This window comes from Arthrobacter sp. FX8 (assembly GCF_026723805.1).
Taxonomy (GTDB): domain Bacteria; phylum Actinomycetota; class Actinomycetes; order Actinomycetales; family Micrococcaceae; genus Arthrobacter.
Genome location: NZ_CP113505.1, coordinates 1,250,949 through 1,265,443 on the forward strand (window position 1 = coordinate 1,250,949; position 14,495 = coordinate 1,265,443).

The 14,495-nt window shown below is 62.1% G+C and carries 16 protein-coding genes; 13 read left to right on the forward strand and 3 right to left on the reverse strand.

Features of this window, described 5'->3' with window-relative positions:
• Positions 1-176 precede the first annotated feature (176 nt).
• Positions 177-791 (reverse strand): AAA family ATPase, encoded by a 615-nt coding sequence (locus tag OUO20_RS05590; protein WP_268003008.1) that lies wholly within the window; start codon positions 789-791, stop codon positions 177-179.
• Positions 788-1,435 carry a bifunctional 4-hydroxy-2-oxoglutarate aldolase/2-dehydro-3-deoxy-phosphogluconate aldolase gene (locus OUO20_RS05595; RefSeq protein WP_268003009.1) on the reverse strand — a complete coding sequence of 216 codons (648 nt, stop codon included), beginning with the start codon at positions 1,433-1,435 and terminating at the stop codon, positions 788-790. Before OUO20_RS05595 ends, OUO20_RS05590 begins: the two co-directional genes overlap by 4 nt.
• 147 nt (positions 1,436-1,582) lie before the next feature.
• On the opposite strand from OUO20_RS05595, the gene OUO20_RS05600 reads away from it, so the two are divergent.
• The 8 genes from OUO20_RS05600 to OUO20_RS05635 all read left to right on the forward strand — a co-directional run bounded on the left by OUO20_RS05600 (position 1,583) and on the right by OUO20_RS05635 (position 9,081).
• On the forward strand, positions 1,583-2,575 hold the full coding sequence (locus OUO20_RS05600) for a Gfo/Idh/MocA family protein (RefSeq protein ID WP_268003010.1): 993 nt from the start codon (positions 1,583-1,585) through the stop codon (positions 2,573-2,575).
• Positions 2,562-3,557 (forward strand): LacI family DNA-binding transcriptional regulator, encoded by a 996-nt coding sequence (locus tag OUO20_RS05605; protein WP_268003011.1) that lies wholly within the window; start codon positions 2,562-2,564, stop codon positions 3,555-3,557. Before OUO20_RS05600 ends, OUO20_RS05605 begins: the two co-directional genes overlap by 14 nt.
• Positions 3,554-4,129 (forward strand): VOC family protein, encoded by a 576-nt coding sequence (locus OUO20_RS05610; protein ID WP_268003012.1) that lies wholly within the window; start codon positions 3,554-3,556, stop codon positions 4,127-4,129. Before OUO20_RS05605 ends, OUO20_RS05610 begins: the two co-directional genes overlap by 4 nt.
• A 271-nt stretch (positions 4,130-4,400) precedes the next feature.
• Positions 4,401-5,027, forward strand: coding sequence for a sugar phosphate isomerase/epimerase family protein (locus OUO20_RS05615; protein ID WP_268003389.1), 627 nt, complete (start codon positions 4,401-4,403; stop codon positions 5,025-5,027).
• A complete protein-coding gene (locus tag OUO20_RS05620; RefSeq protein WP_268003013.1) occupies positions 5,024-6,019 on the forward strand; it encodes a Gfo/Idh/MocA family protein in 996 nt (331 codons plus the stop codon). The genes OUO20_RS05615 and OUO20_RS05620 overlap by 4 nt, the downstream gene beginning before the upstream one ends.
• Before the next feature lie 141 nt (positions 6,020-6,160).
• Positions 6,161-6,910 (forward strand): SDR family NAD(P)-dependent oxidoreductase, encoded by a 750-nt coding sequence (locus tag OUO20_RS05625; protein WP_268003014.1) that lies wholly within the window; start codon positions 6,161-6,163, stop codon positions 6,908-6,910.
• Between the two features lie 1,565 nt (positions 6,911-8,475).
• On the forward strand, positions 8,476-8,781 hold the full coding sequence (locus OUO20_RS05630; protein WP_268003015.1) for a putative quinol monooxygenase: 306 nt from the start codon (positions 8,476-8,478) through the stop codon (positions 8,779-8,781).
• 90 nt (positions 8,782-8,871) lie between these two features.
• Complete coding sequence (locus OUO20_RS05635) at positions 8,872-9,081, forward strand: hypothetical protein (RefSeq protein ID WP_268003016.1); 210 nt, start codon at positions 8,872-8,874, stop codon at positions 9,079-9,081.
• 126 nt (positions 9,082-9,207) lie between these two features.
• Here OUO20_RS05635 and OUO20_RS05640 read toward each other — a convergent pair whose 3' ends face one another.
• On the reverse strand, positions 9,208-10,101 hold the full coding sequence (locus tag OUO20_RS05640) for a LysR family transcriptional regulator (RefSeq protein WP_268003017.1): 894 nt from the start codon (positions 10,099-10,101) through the stop codon (positions 9,208-9,210).
• A 281-nt stretch (positions 10,102-10,382) separates the two neighbouring features.
• Between OUO20_RS05640 and OUO20_RS05645 the strand changes: the two genes are divergently transcribed.
• From OUO20_RS05645 to OUO20_RS05665, 5 genes are read left to right on the forward strand one after another with little or no spacing between them, the layout of a single operon-like run.
• Positions 10,383-11,807 (forward strand): NAD-dependent succinate-semialdehyde dehydrogenase, encoded by a 1,425-nt coding sequence (locus tag OUO20_RS05645; RefSeq protein ID WP_268003018.1) that lies wholly within the window; start codon positions 10,383-10,385, stop codon positions 11,805-11,807.
• Positions 11,804-12,202 (forward strand): 4-carboxymuconolactone decarboxylase, encoded by a 399-nt coding sequence (pcaC, locus tag OUO20_RS05650; RefSeq protein WP_268003019.1) that lies wholly within the window; start codon positions 11,804-11,806, stop codon positions 12,200-12,202. The genes OUO20_RS05645 and pcaC overlap by 4 nt, the downstream gene beginning before the upstream one ends.
• Complete coding sequence (locus OUO20_RS05655) at positions 12,199-13,104, forward strand: NAD(P)-dependent oxidoreductase (protein WP_268003020.1); 906 nt, start codon at positions 12,199-12,201, stop codon at positions 13,102-13,104. Before pcaC ends, OUO20_RS05655 begins: the two co-directional genes overlap by 4 nt.
• Positions 13,097-13,471 carry a hypothetical protein gene (locus OUO20_RS05660; protein ID WP_268003021.1) on the forward strand — a complete coding sequence of 125 codons (375 nt, stop codon included), beginning with the start codon at positions 13,097-13,099 and terminating at the stop codon, positions 13,469-13,471. Before OUO20_RS05655 ends, OUO20_RS05660 begins: the two co-directional genes overlap by 8 nt.
• Before the next feature lie 5 nt (positions 13,472-13,476).
• Positions 13,477-14,355, forward strand: coding sequence for an alpha/beta fold hydrolase (locus OUO20_RS05665; RefSeq protein ID WP_268003022.1), 879 nt, complete (start codon positions 13,477-13,479; stop codon positions 14,353-14,355).
• The last annotated feature ends 140 nt before the right edge of the window (positions 14,356-14,495 follow it).

A 14,495-nucleotide genomic window follows, 5' to 3' on the forward strand; every position in this document is an offset into this window, starting at 1 on the left:
GAAACGCGTAGGCGTTGCCTGACTTGCTGTGGGAAAGAAGCTGGTCCGGCGTCTTTCCCTGAGATCGGTTGCAGTAGACCTCACAAATGAGATCGGTTGCTGAGATCGGTTGCAAGCTACAATACGGAGACTGGACAGTCCTGTCAACGGTATTTTCTGGGTTACAAATAGCTGGGTCAGAAACCCTCACGGGCAGTGAGTGGCGGGGGTGGGGGATCAACCGAGCGTGTGGCCTGCAAGGGTTCTGGCTGAACCGGCAGGGACTTTTCGTTATTGAGATCCAGGACTGTGACGCCTGACCATGTGCAGTCCAAGCTGCCGTAGGAGGCCCAGTACTCGTCCCAATGCGCAAGCTTCCATTGGTCCCGGTCAAGGCCCCGCAGGGCGAGTCGGGTACGTAGAACGTCTCGGGGGACCCGGACCCGTATCACGGTGATCTTCGGCGATGGCCATTGGAATTCTTCTGCCACGCGGCGTAGGTAGTCGGGTTCCCGGAAATAGGCCCCAAAGGGAGCGTCGAGGACTACGGATCGACCGAGGCGCAGGTTTATCCCTGCCACATCCATGAGGGTCTCGTACTCAAGGGGCAGCAAGTTGTCGCGGTAGAAGTCGTTGGACTCGCGGTCGGTGGGGTCGTGCCCGGCCGCGGTGAGAGCAAATTCGACGAAGCGTCCACTGACCCTGTCCTTGTCCAGGTATGCAGCCCCATGCTCTTTTGCTGTTTGCTGGGCAGTCGTTGTCTTTCCCGAGCCGGCAGGGCCAATGACGATGAAGACTTGCGGAGCTGTCATTGGCGTGCCTTTGCTACCGCTGAGAGGAACTCTTTTGCGGCTTCGGTGACGCGGGAGAAGTCGCCGTCCGGCTGCCATGCCTTGGTCACATAGCTTCCGACGCCGACACCGGCCACGCCGGCGGCAAACCATTCGCCGACGTTCTCTACCGTGACGCCGCCGGCCGGCATGATGGGCAGGTGTGCAAGCGGGGCGAGTACCGACTTGGCGTAGGGGATGCCGCCGGCCTCGGTGGGGAAGAGTTTGAGAATGTCAGCGCCTGCCTCCGCCGTGTTGACAAGCTCAGTGGGTGTGTAGGCGCCGCTGATGGTCGGTATCTGGTATCGGTTGGCGGTGCGGATCATTGCCGGATTCAACTGGGGACTGACCAGGAAATCGGCGCCGGCCCGGATGCATTCGTAGGCTGAGTGTTCATCCAGAACCGTTCCGGCTCCGACCGCTACTCCATCGGTCCTGTACTTGGTCGAAAGTTGGCTGATCACCTCAACGGCGCCCGGGATCGAGAGCGTGATTTCCAGGGCGCGGAAGCCTCCGGCGATCGCCGCCTCCGCCACGCGTTCTGCGACGTCGGCGTTTTCCAGTCGCACGATAAGCACGGCGCCCGATTCCTCGATGGTTTGCAGGGTGCGAAGTTTCCTATACATGATGGCCTCTCATTGGCCGGGTGCCCGGGACTTTCCGGGTGGCCCGGCACGGGTCGGTATGTGGTATCCGTTGACAAACTCTGCCACCATCCATAGTGTTATTGCAACCGATCTCAGCAACCGATCTCATACAAGGGGGTATTGCGGTTGACACACATACGCGCAATCGTTTTGGGTGCTTCCCACTGGCATGTTCCGCTCTGTGCGCGGGCCATTGCCGAAGAACACGAGGTGGTCGGAGTCGGTGACGACGACGTACTACGAGTGCAGGTGCAGGACCTGGCCGAAGGCTGGGGTGCGCCGGTCGAAGCCGACTGGCAGAAGCTGGTTAATCTCCCCGACGTTGGACTTGCCTACGTCTTCGGCCCCCACGACGGTATGGCCGAGAAGTGTCTCGCGCTGATCGAGCGCGGTATACCGTTCGTCGTGGAAAAGCCGCTGGGCACATCCCTTGCGGAGCTTTCTGCTGTGCGTCGAGCCGCCGAGGCAGCTGGCGTCCCTGTCACTGTCCCGTTGGTCCAGCGCGGCGGGCCCACACAGCGCTGGCTTGCCAAGGCAGGCCGACCCACTTACCAACGAAGTACATTCATTGCCGGCCCACCATCCCGGTATCTCGAGAACGCCAATCCCTGGATGCTCGACCCCGATAAGGCCGGCGGGGGTTGCCTTGCCAACCTGGCGCCGCATTTTGTTGACCTCTTCCTTCAGGGCAGCGGTGAGTCAGCAGCCCATGTGGACTCCCGGCTCTCATCGGTTCTTCACAATCAGGCTGTTGAGGATCACGCCAGTCTCATCATTTCCACCCCGGAGGGACGCGAGGCCATCGTGGAGGTCGGCTATGCCTTCCCTGGTTCGCCGCTGAAGCGCTATTGCAGCTTTACCTCGGCCGGTGAGGCAGGGTTCGCCGCCGTTAATTCGGACGGCACAGCTGCGTTCACGGCATTGGACGGCACCACGGAGGTCGACAGGATCAACGTGGACAGCGACCCCCTTTACGATCCGTTCGTGCGCAGCGTAGCCCGGACGCTGGAAGATGGATTCCGGGGCCTGACTACGCTGGCCCAGCTCGAAGATGTGATGCGCCCGATTTGGCAGGCATATGACGACCAGCACGGAGGAAAAGAAAATGGCCGACCTTAGCATTGACGTCGTCGCGAAGGCTGCCGGTGTCCACCGCTCAACGGTGTCCCGGGCATTCTCCCGGCCGGAAGCGGTGAAAAGCGAAACCCGCGAACACATCCTACGAGTCGCTGAAGGGCTTGGTTACACCATGAGCCCGCTGGCCCAGGCGCTGCGCCGAAAGACCAGCACCTTCGTCCCCCTGATCGTGCCCGACATCACGAACCCGTTCTTTGCAGAACTCGCCAAGACCATGACGCAGGCGGCCGATGAGCGCGGCTACCAGCTGCTGCTGTGCGTCACCAACGGTGACCCTGCCAAGACCGAGGGGTACTTCACCGCGATGCAGGCCATGTACGCGCCCTTCGGGATTGTCGCTCCCTCAACGAAGGTCGACACAGAGGCCCTGAAGCGCTTTGATTTTGGCCACCGGGTGGTTGTGATCGACCGGGTCGAAGGGGATTCATCTGTTCCAACGGTGACGGTCGACAGCCGCCGCGGCATCACCTTGGCCCTGGAGCACCTGCGGTCGTTGGGGCACACGTCCGTCGGTTACGTCTCCGGCATCGCAGGAACCCACACCGCGCAGGACCGGATGGACGCCTACTTGGAGCTGTCCGCGCAGGGTGACAGCAAACCGCTTGTTCTCGACAGCGGCTCCGATCCGGACGCAGGAGCCCGGGCGGCGCAACACTACATGGAGATGGAAAATCCGCCGACGGCGATCATCGCCGCCAATGACATGGTCGCCTTCGCGGTGATCTCGGCCTTGGGGCAAAGCGGCGTGCGGGTGCCGGAGGATGTGTCGGTCATTGGCTTTGACGGCTTGGCCCTGGGGGCACGGTTCAACCCGGCCCTGACTACCGTGCGGCAGCCGATCGCAGACATGGGAAACATCGCCATCGAACTGGCGGAAAAGCAGAATCTTAATGGCTCGGTGGACCACGTCGTCCTGGAACCTGAACTGTTGGTGCGCTCCTCAACGGCAGGACCACGCAAATGACCGAAACCACTACGCGGGCCCGTCGGCGGCTGCCTGGGTTGCAGTACACCGACCACGTCGGGCTGACCGTTCCGAACCTCGAGGACGCCATCAGGTTCTTCGTCGAGGTGCTCGGTGCCGAAGAGCTGTACCGTTCCGAGCGCGGACCCGACGAAAAGTTCATGCCCGCGAACTTCGATGTCCCTGCCGATGCCCGGCTCACTCTCGCTATGCTCCGTTTTCCCCCAAACCTGAACATCGAGTTGTTCGAGTGGAGCAGCGCTGAGCGGCGCGTCACCGCGCCACGGCATTGCGACGCCGGCGGGCACCACCTGTGCTTCGTGGTCGATGACGTCGACGAAGCGATCGGCGTGCTCCAGGAGACGCCCGGCGTGCGCGTACTGGGGGAGCGCAAGGAAGTCGCGGGCGACAGTCCGCGCGTGGCGGGCAACCGCTGGACCTACTTCGTTACCCCGTGGGGGCTGCTGATGGAAATAGTCGACCGCTCCCGCGTCGCATCCCCACCCCGGCTCGTCGGTCCAGCGGACTGGACGGCCACACAAGACATTTCCAGGAAGGACATTCAACAATGAGGCTTGCAGGTCACACACTGGGCACTCCACACCACACGGTTCCCCAGGCGCTACAGCTTTTTCGGGCCGCGGGGCTCGATGCCGCCGAAGTCATCTACCAGGACGGCTACACCTCAGGTCTGCCTCAGGGAGACCGCCGCGCTGCCTTGGAGGCACTGAAGGCCGCAGAAGGCGAGGGCCTGCCCATCATCGGTCTTACCCCTACACCACCGCCATTAACTCCCTCGACGGGAATGAGTGGCGCGGGGGAGTCGACGAATTCCGCGGCGCGATTGAAACCGCGCATCTGCTCGGCGCCGACCGGGTCCGCGTGTACGCCGGAGCCTGGCATCCGGGCGACACCGACCACGACCGGAGATGGGAGAAACTCCGGGAGGCCTTGCAGGTCCTGGCACCCGAAGCGGAACAGGCCGGCGTGCGGCTGTGCGTGGAAAACCACTTCGGCACCATGACCCAGACCGCGGCAGAAACTGCCGCGCTCGTCCGGGAGATTGCCCACCCGGCCATACGTGTCCTCTACGACCAGGCCAACCTCACCTTCACCCACGATGAATCAGTCGAGGAAGCCTTTGCCGTCCAAGGCGACCTCATCGGTCACGTCCACGCGAAAGACCTCGTCTTCACAGACCCCAACGCAGCCTTCCGCGCGACGGAAACAGCCCGCGTCGACGCATCGGAGCGTGCCGTTCGATCGCAGGTGATCGGCACCGGTGTCCTTCCCTGGCCCCAGATCCTCGCGGCCCTGCTGCGACACGGCTACGACGACCTGTTGAGCATCGAGTACGAATACCGTTGGCACCCGCAAGACCTTCCCGCCCCCGAGGACGGATTCCGGGAATCCGCGAACGCACTGCGCGTCATGCTCGCGGAAATTGCAGAAATGGAGAACGCCCGATGAACGGCCAGCGCCTCCGCGTCGGCGTTATCGGCGCCGGCAACATCGCCACCATCGCCCAACTGCCCACACTCGTCCAGCGCGATGATATCGAGCTGGCAGCCTTGGTATCCCGGCGCGAAGACCCGGGCAACCTGGTCCGGCGCTGGGGGTTCGGCGCCGCTTACCGGTCCGTGGAAGACATGCTTGACGCCCAGGATTTGGACGCCGTCTTTGTCCTCACACCCCGTTCCGAACACGCCCACGCCGTCCAATTGTGCCTTAAGAACGACGTCGATGTGTTCTGTGAGAAACCGCTGGCGCCCGCCACGGAAGATGCCGAGCGTCTGGCCGACCTTGCCGACGAACGCGGCCGCATCCTGATGGTCGACTTCAACCGCCGCTACGCACCCGTCTACACCGCCGGCCGCGAAGTGTTTGGCACGAAGGGCGCTACCTTCTGCGTCGCCCAAAAGAACCGCCCGGGATCGGAATACCGCGCCACATTCGAGAACGCCATCCACATGGTCGACCTGCTGCGCTGGTACTGCGGCGGCGAACCCGTGGACGTGACCGCCCACGCGGCCGGTAATGATCCGTGGGAAGAAGACGGCACCACAGCCATGATCCGCTTCAGCACCGGCAACACGGGGGTACTGATGGCGGCCCGAACAGCAGGTGCCTGGAACGAAAAACTCGACGCCTACGGCGACGGCAAGACCGTGGAAGTGCGTGCACCCGAGACCGTGTCGACCACCGTCAAAGGAGTCACCACATCACGCGAACTCAGCGCCGAGGCCTACGGCTGGGCAACAGCGACCGATACACTCGGATTCTCCGCCGCCGTCCACCACTTCCTGGACCGGGTCGCTGACCGCGAACAGCCGCTCACGTCCGGTCGCGAAGCTGTTCATACCCAGCGTTTGCTCGACCGGATCCTTGCCGCCTCCGGACTGCCCACAGAAGAACAAGAAGGCCGGCTATGGGCAAGCCACGCCACGAGCGGCAACAGCTAAACAGCACGGGCACGTGATCCATCCCCTGGTTTGGGATGGCAAACAACCCGCGCTTCAACACCTCAACTAAGGACCTGGAAAGATGAAACGAGCAGCCCATAAGCCAACCGCAGGGCAGCAAGAGACGAGCGGAGTCGTCAGATGAGCCTCAAAGACCAAGTTGTTCTGGTAACCGGGTCAAGCGGCGGAATCGGCAATGCAGTCGTCGACGCACTCAACGCCGAACGGGCCCGCGTCATCGGTGCCGACCGCGCGCCAAAGGAAGGCCAGGAGCTGGCCGATTTCTTCCCGCTCGACATCACCTCTGAAGAACAGTGCGCCACAGTCGTCCGCGACACCACAGAGAAGTACGGGCGCATTGACGCCCTCGTCCACGCAGCGGGCGTCCTGGGCCCGACGGCCGACATCATGAAAACAACGACCGAAGAGTTCGACTCCATCATGCGGATCAACGGCTCCGGAACGTTCTCCATGGTCCGGGAAACCGCACAATCAATGCGCGGGACTGGAACTCGGGGCGCGATCGTGATCCTCTCTTCCGTGGCAGCCAAAGAAGCCCGCCTCAACTACTTGCCCTACAATGCAAGCAAACTCGCGGTACTTCACATCATGTGGTCCTTCGCCGAGATGCTTGGCCCCGACGGCATATCGGTTAACGCCATCGCACCGGGACCGGTGAACACTCCCATGTGGGCACAATTCGCAAAAGACTCAGGACCGGATGCGGCGGCGAACAGGGCCAAACGGGCAGCGCAGCTCCCGATGCGCCGCTTCGCCGAGTCGGACGAAGTTGCCCGCGCCATCCTCTTCCTCGCTGACCCGGAGAACCGCTACATCACCGGCGTGTCTCTGGATGTGGCTGGCGGCGCTCACCTCGGGATGGGCACCTGAATAGCTAAGCCCGTCGCCCCATTGAGGCAAACTGGACATCTGGTACCAAGCCAAGGGTAAGGCGCAGGAAAACTTGGCCTGGCGAAGGTACTGGTGCCTGTTCTCCGTGCTGATCCCGAGGAAGTCTGACGGTCTTTTGAGTGTGAGCTTTTCGAGGATCCGTGTTTGCATTCGCCTTATATCCACAAGAGATCGGTCCCTTGCAGCCTGCAAGGGACCGATCTTGTATGGCTCTTCCCGTCCCGCATAAGTCCGCAATTCGGTCTCGGGGAACATACATTATCAGCCGCTGTGGCTGCCAGGCGTCCCGCCAATCGATGACTGGCAACCCCATTGTCGAACTGGATCTCCAGCCACACCTGACAAGCGCGGGACGTGTCCGGAGTACCAGCGTGAACAAAGGCATCAATTTCGGAGGACCAGGTTTGGTTACTGCGAGCAGACTTCCAAAGCTAGCCAAGCCTGTCTGCCCAGCAGCGTAATTCTTCCTCGTAGGTGAATCACTACATAGCAGGGTTTTGCGCCTCGGCACCTCGTGGTACCGGGAAGAGGAACGTACCCATTCGTCGGAGAGCGCGGTCTTCTGGTTTGATCGTCGGCAGGAGGTGAAATCGGGGTGTGTGCACATTGTCCACAGTCTCAGCTTCGGATCGTCTTCTACCGGCTCCGGACTGCTCCGGATTCCGGATGTTTTCGCGGATGCCCGGTCATTGCAAGGGCGGGAATTCAGTTTCGAGTCCCACCTCGGGCACGGCATATTCCCTCGGCAGAGAGCTTTTTGCTTTGATGTGTTGACAAAGCTTGCGCTGGTGCGCCTCTGACGCTAGGGGTGCGGGCGTTGGCCTGGCTGCCGCGGAGCCTATGCAGGTGTGGGGGGTGGCGGGCTCAGTGTCCTGGCTGGTGAGCGCTCCGCCTGCTGACATGTGGTTATGCTGTTCCTCCTTCCGGTTCTGTCGGGTATGCCCAGGCTGGCCTACACCTATTCATGTGCCGAGAGATCGAAGACGACATGACCGCGCCGATTTTCTGTGCAGGCAATTCTTCGGTGCGATCGTGGGAGCCTCTGGGAGTCCCATCCCGGCCGTAGTCCTGTCAAAGATGGTGTTGACAGAGTCAACATTCACGTCTGCTGTCTTCGGCGCTTTTTGCGCTGTGCGCCGCAGCAATAAATGGCCGTCTTTTCGCAGCGCTAAATGCCACCCTCGATCGCTAGGCCGATCCTTCAGATGCTGTAGCACGCACCGCTCGAGGCACACACTCACGGCACGCGCCGGTCGACTGTCTTGAAACGCAAGGGTTTCGAGACGCCTCGAAATTGGTTCTCTGCAGCTCCTGCCAAAACGGCCTTAAGAAGTTCGTTTAGACGAAGCGCCTCGATGAGGCCCAGGCTCTGCTCCTTCGCCCCGGTGCCCGGTTCGAATCATCCTTCTAAGTGCGAGGTGTTCTCTTTGGGAGAAGTAAATGTTGGCAAAGTGCGTCTACAAGGAAGTCTGGGGCCCAAATATTCTGGTGTCACCGGACGGAGGTCCCGATTCTGTTTCACACCATGCTCAAGGGAGAGTTTTTTGTTCAACGTAGTCGCCAAGTATGGCGTCAAGCAGGGGATGACGGAGGACGTTCTCGGTCTCCTGGCGCAAATGGCAGCCGCTACCCGCAGGGAACCGGGCAACCTTTCCTATGACTTTTATCGGGGCGGGGAGGATCCGGAACAGATCGTGATTCTCGAGTCCTACCACGAGGCGGAAGATTTCGACCGGCACAGGGAAAGTCCACATTTCCTGGACGTAGGCGTCCGTCAGATCATTCCCCGGCTGGTTTACCGCCACGTCTCCACCTACACCTCAGAGGATGTGCCGCATGAAGTTCCGTGAACGGATCCGTCGACTGGCAGGTGCAGTGCTCGACGCCTGGTGTGATGGCTTGGGAATGTCGATGCCGGTTACTTTTATGGAGCCGAGATCGTGACGGCATATCAGGACCGCCTCGTGCGGGACTGGTCCGGCCTGTCCCCGGAAGACAAGGTGGTCGTGACGGAGCCCGGCCGCCAAGGCTACCCGGCGACGATTGATACGAAAACGGCTGATTCGGCCGTTGTATGGGTGATCGATGACGGCGGGCAACGGCGTGCCTTTGACCACAGGGAAGGCGTCGAGCTCGCTGCTTTCCCGTGATTCCGTGGCCGGGGCGGCAGCAGTACTGTCTGTCCGGAGCCAGCCGGAGGGGCGCCGCCAATGCCGGCAACATAGCGGGGCTTTTCAGTAGCGATGGTCCGACGCTGCGGATCCTGGTGACGGCCCTTAGGCAGCCGCAGACACGGTCTGCCCTGCCGGGTTGAGGTGGTCCTTGAGTTCGGTGATGAAGGCTTTGAGGTTCGCGGACCGGCAGTCCCGCCGCCACATCAGCCAGGTTTCCGCGGTGCCGAGAGTGCCTTCTATCCCGTGAACCTGGACGCGGCTTGCTCCGGGCAGCGTTTCGAGGAGGGATTTGGGCATCATGCAGATGCCACCGCCGGCCGCGACGCAGGCGAGCATGCTGTAGTACGAGGAGATTTCGACGATTCGTCCCGGGACCATTCCTTGAGACTCGAGCCAGTCCTCAAAGCGCTGGCGGTAAGAGCAGATGGTGCCAAACATGAAGGCGGTCGGGTGGGATGCCTTGAAGTCGTCATTGATCTCGGTGACAGTCTGCGGAGTGAGGATGACCAGATCCTCCGCAAAGGCCCTGATGCCGGTGAGTGAAGGTACAGCCGGCTTTCCGTCAGAAAATGCTGCCGTGAGTTGCCCGTTCAACAGGTGGTCGAACAGAACTCCCGAGGAGCCGGCTTCGAGTTCCACGTCAACGGCGGGGTAGCGGAGATGGAAGCTTGCCAGAATGGGTGGTATCCGGACTGCAGCCGTGCTTTCAAGGGCGCCGAGACGGAACTTGCCGCGGGGCTCGCCCTGTGCCGTGAAGGCTTTAGCGTCGTTGCACAGGTCGATGATCTTCTGGGCATGATCGCGGAAGATCTCCCCATCGGCCGAAAGGGAGCTTTGCCGCTTATCCCGGACCAGGAGCTTGACACCAAGTTCCCGCTCCAGCTGTTGAATACGCGTCGAAACGTTGGAGGGGGCACGAAGAAGCTTGTTGGCGGCTTTGGTGATGCTGCCCGTCTCCGCTACGGCAAGAAAGATTTCCAGCTGCGAGATCTCCATCGTCCTCATTCTCTCTGAGCGAAGTGATGCACACCGAAGCATCACGTTCACAGAATGATGACAGTCTTCGAGATTCTTTTCAACCGCACTGGGCGCATATACCTGCCTCTTCGGTCGCAAGCCGCCCTGAGAGAGAAGGGCAAACCGGGAAGCCCGAAGTACGCTCCAGACCCTTCTGTTTTTGAGAAGTGAAACTTCGGAAACTTCTTATTTATCAAAGTGTCCCGGGCTTCTAGAGTCGTTGTTAGTCCCATCACATACGAACTTGAAGGAACACAATTATGGGCACCATCGAAGTTGCCGTCGCCAAGTCGACGAACCCGGCCACCGGCGAGGAGGTCGCGGCCTATCCCTATCTGGATGCGCGGGGCGTCGCGGGGGTTGTCCAGACCGCCGCCGAAGGTTTTGCCCAGTGGCGGGAGACATCCCCGGTCCGGCGTGCTGAGGTTTTCCGCCGTCTTGCCGAACTGCTGCGCCGAGACACGGCGAAGCTCGCTGGGGTGATCACAGCCGAAATGGGCAAACCCGTCACGCAGGCGCAGGCTGAAGTGACCAAGTGCGCGAACATGCTGGACTGGTACGCAGAGAACGGCCCGGCCATGCTGGCCGACACGCCAACAACAATCGGCCCGGAAGCCTACGTTTCCTACCTGCCCACCGGCACGGTGCTGGCGATCATGCCATGGAACTTCCCGGTCTGGCAGATCTTCCGCGGCGCGGCCCCAATCATCCTGGGCGGCAACGGTTACCTCCTGAAGCCGGCTTCAAACGTGGTCGGTTGCGCCTTGGCGCTGGAATCCCTGTGGCAGGAGGCGGGGCTCCCGAGGGGTACTTTCGCCGTCGTGAACTGCGACCGTGACCAGGTCCCTGCGATCATCCACGACCCGCGGATCACGGGCGTCGCATTGACCGGCGGGACCGTCGCCGGGCAGAGCGTCGCCGCCGAAGCCGGCCGAGCGCTTAAGAAGGTCATCCTCGAACTCGGGGGATCGGACCCGTTCATCGTCCTGGCCGACGCCGACCTGCACAAGGCCGTCGACGCCGCAGCTACCGGCAGGATGGTGAACGCAGGCCAAGTATGCATCTCGGCCAAGCGGATCATCGTCGAACGGCCCGTCTATGCCGAGTTCACCGCCAAGCTCGCCCGCCGGGTTGAAAGCTTCAAGGTCGGTGACCCCACCGACCCGGACACCTTCGTCGGCCCGATGGCCAAAGAAGAGGCCCTCCTGGACGTGGATGACCAGGTCAAGCGCTCCGTCGCTGAAGGCGCCGAGCTCCTGACCGGCGGTCACCGCATCCCCGGTCCCGGCTCCTTTTACGCCCCGACGGTCCTGGCCGGCGTCACCGAAGCCATGACGGCCTTCAAAGAGGAGATCTTCGGCCCGGTGGCAACCGTCATCGCTGCCGAGGACGCCGAGGACGCCCTGACAAAGGCCAACAATTCCGCATTCGGGCTCAGCGCCGCGATCTGGACCGCCGACAATGCGAAGGCCCGGGCCATGGCCCGGAAGATCGACGCCGGTGGGGTTTTCATCAACGGCCTCTCCGTCTCGGACCCGCGCATCCCGATCGGTGGGGTGAAGAAGAGCGGCTTTGGCCGCGAACTTTCCTACCTCGGCGTCCACGAATTCACCAACATCCAGGCCGTCTGGGACCAGACCCCGCTAAACGCCACCAAGGAAGCAGCACAAGGAGTAGCACAATGAGCACCACCACCATCAACCAGGAACTCTTTGACAAGGGCCTGGACACCCGCCGGGAGGTCCTCGGCGACGAGTACGTCCAGCGCAGCCTGGACAGCGCGGACGAGTTCTCCATGCCGATGCAGGAACTTGTCACCCAGTACTGCTGGGGCGATGTCTGGAACCGCCCAGGCCTGGAACGCGCCCAGCGTAGCCTGATTAACCTGGCCATGATCAGCGCCCTGAACCGGCCCCACGAACTGAAGGTCCACGTCCGCGGCGCGGTCCGCAACGGCGTCACCAAGGAACAGATCAAGGAAGTCTTCCTTCAGGTCGCCATCTACTGCGGCGCCCCGGCCGCCCTGGAGAGCTTCCGCCTCGCCCGTGAGGTCTTCAAAGAGATGGAGGCCGAAGCATGAGCACCATCGGCTTCATCGGCCTGGGCAACATGGGCTTCCCCATGGCCTCCCGCCTCGCCGCTGCGGGCCACAGCCTCATCGTGGACGACCGCGACAAAGGCGCCGTGCAGCGGTTCCAGGACCAGCACCCCACATCACGGACGGCCACGGACGCAAAAGCCTGGCAGGATGCCGACATCATCATCACGATGCTGCCCAACTCCGACATCGTCGAAGCAGTCCTGACCGGGGGAGTGGCCGCGGCCGCCTCGTTGAACACCCTGTTCATCGACATGTCCTCCTCCGAACCGATCCGCTCCCGCGACCTGCGCGCACGGCTCGAACGGCAGGGCATGCGGTACCTGGACGCCCCCGTCTCCGGCGGCGTGCGCGGAGCCCAAAACGGTCAACTCGCCATCATGGTCGGCGGCCGCTGGCACGACCTGGACCAGGCCACGGATATTTTCGATGTCCTGGGCAAATCAGTCATCCATGTTGGTGACGCCGGCTCCGGCCACGCGACCAAGGCCCTGAATAATCTGGTCTCTGCCGCCTCGGTAGCCGCCACCGTCGAAGCGCTCCGCGTCGGCGAACGCTTCGGCATCGACCCGGCAACCCTGACCCAGGTCCTGAACGCCTCCTCGGGCCGGAGCAACACGTCAGAGAACAAGGTTGCACAGTTCATGCTGTCCGGCACGTTCGGTTCGGGTTTCCCGATCGGGCTGATGACCAAAGACATCAAGATCGCCACCGCCCTCGCCGATTCACTGGGCGTTGATGCCCGCTTCAGCCACGACTGCGAAGCCATCTGGCAGTCCGTCCTCGACGCCGGTCACGGCGCCGAAGACCACACGAGGATGTATGAATACCTCGCCACCCCCACCACCCCTGCTTTCAATGATGAAAGGCAAATCCATGCGTGACTTCGCACAAGTGCTGCAGACCGCGACCAAGGACTTCGAGTTCAACCGCGAAATGCGCTACTACACCGGCAAACTGCACGTCTCCATCGGCGACAAGGCATGGCTGGCCGCCTACGACGACGGGAAGTTCCTCTCGGTCGAACCCGCCGACACGGACCCGCAGGACGCGGCGATCTGGATCAAAGGCACCGACGAGCAGTGGAAAGACATGACCGCCGAGCATCCGCGGCCCTTCTTCCAGTCCCTGCAAAGCTCATCGGCCAAACACGGCGTGCTGCTGAGTAACACCCACCAGCTCTACGCCTACCTGCCGGCGCTGAACCGGCTCATGCAAATCTTCCGCCAGCTCAACCGCGAAGGAGCGTAACAGCCATGGCAAAGTTCGAACCCATCAAGGGTGGCTACGTCTACCTCACCGTCGAGGACATCGAATACCGGGTCTACTACGAAGAAGCCGGTCAGGGCATCCCGCTGATCGTTGGGCACACCGCCGGCTCCGACGGCCGCCAGTACCGGCACCTGCTCAACGACGAAGAAGTCACCTCCCGCTACCGCGTCATCGCCTTCGACCTGCCCTTCCACGGCAAATCACTGCCTCCGCACGGAGACAAATGGTGGACCCGCGAATACAACATGACCAAGTCCCGCATGATGGCCTTCCCCAACGCGCTCTCCGAAGCACTGGAACTGGACCGGCCCGTGTACATGGGCAGCTCCATGGGCGGTCACCTGGCCATCGACCTGGCCTCCAACTTCAACGACCGCTACCGCGCCACCATCTCCGTCGAAGGCGCCCTTCGCTCCGCGGCCGAGTATGTGGAGGTTGGCATGGACGGCATCCGCCGCGAGTTCGACAACCCCAACGTCTCACGCACCTCCACCGGCGCGGCGATGCTCCTGAACATCTCCCCGTACTCGCCGGAGGAGAACGTCCGAGAAATCCAGTGGGAGTACCAGTGCGGCGGACCCGGTATCTTCGCCGGCGACCTCTATTACTACTACTACGACCACAACGTCAGCCCCGAAGAAGCCGCAGCAATCGACACCAGCAAGTGCATGCTCTACTTCCTGACCGGCGAATACGACCCCAACACCTCCCCGGCCGACACCAAGGAAGCCGCCAACCTGGTCAAGGGCTCCAAGTTCTGGGAAATGCCCAAGCTCGGCCACTTCCCGGTCACCGAAAACTACCACGAGTTCCGCAAGTTCCTCCTGCCGATCCTCGAAGAAATCGAAGGTAACTCCGCCTAGGACCCGGCCTTAACGGCGGGCCGGAACTGTCCGGCCCGCCGGACACAGCGCCGACCATTCGGCGCATCACCGCACTGCACGGCCCTGCTGCCGCCACGTCCTTAGGCAGTCACGCCCAAAAACAGGTGCAACCCCCATCA

Excerpts from the sequence above, each read along its gene's own strand:
- OUO20_RS05590 (WP_268003008.1), bottom strand. The coding sequence starts at position 791 with ATGACAGCTCCGCAAGTCTTCATCGTCATTGGCCCTGCCGGCTCGGGA.
- OUO20_RS05595 (WP_268003009.1), bottom strand. The coding sequence starts at position 1,435 with ATGTATAGGAAACTTCGCACCCTGCAAACCATCGAGGAATCGGGCGCC.
- OUO20_RS05605 (WP_268003011.1), top strand. The coding sequence starts at position 2,562 with ATGGCCGACCTTAGCATTGACGTCGTCGCGAAGGCTGCCGGTGTCCAC.
- OUO20_RS05610 (WP_268003012.1), top strand. The coding sequence starts at position 3,554 with ATGACCGAAACCACTACGCGGGCCCGTCGGCGGCTGCCTGGGTTGCAG.
- OUO20_RS05620 (WP_268003013.1), top strand. The coding sequence starts at position 5,024 with ATGAACGGCCAGCGCCTCCGCGTCGGCGTTATCGGCGCCGGCAACATC.
- OUO20_RS05625 (WP_268003014.1), top strand. The coding sequence starts at position 6,161 with ATGAGCCTCAAAGACCAAGTTGTTCTGGTAACCGGGTCAAGCGGCGGA.
- OUO20_RS05640 (WP_268003017.1), bottom strand. The coding sequence starts at position 10,101 with ATGGAGATCTCGCAGCTGGAAATCTTTCTTGCCGTAGCGGAGACGGGC.
- OUO20_RS05645 (WP_268003018.1), top strand. The coding sequence starts at position 10,383 with ATGGGCACCATCGAAGTTGCCGTCGCCAAGTCGACGAACCCGGCCACC.
- pcaC (WP_268003019.1), top strand. The coding sequence starts at position 11,804 with ATGAGCACCACCACCATCAACCAGGAACTCTTTGACAAGGGCCTGGAC.
- OUO20_RS05655 (WP_268003020.1), top strand. The coding sequence starts at position 12,199 with ATGAGCACCATCGGCTTCATCGGCCTGGGCAACATGGGCTTCCCCATG.
- OUO20_RS05660 (WP_268003021.1), top strand. The coding sequence starts at position 13,097 with ATGCGTGACTTCGCACAAGTGCTGCAGACCGCGACCAAGGACTTCGAG.
- OUO20_RS05665 (WP_268003022.1), top strand. The coding sequence starts at position 13,477 with ATGGCAAAGTTCGAACCCATCAAGGGTGGCTACGTCTACCTCACCGTC.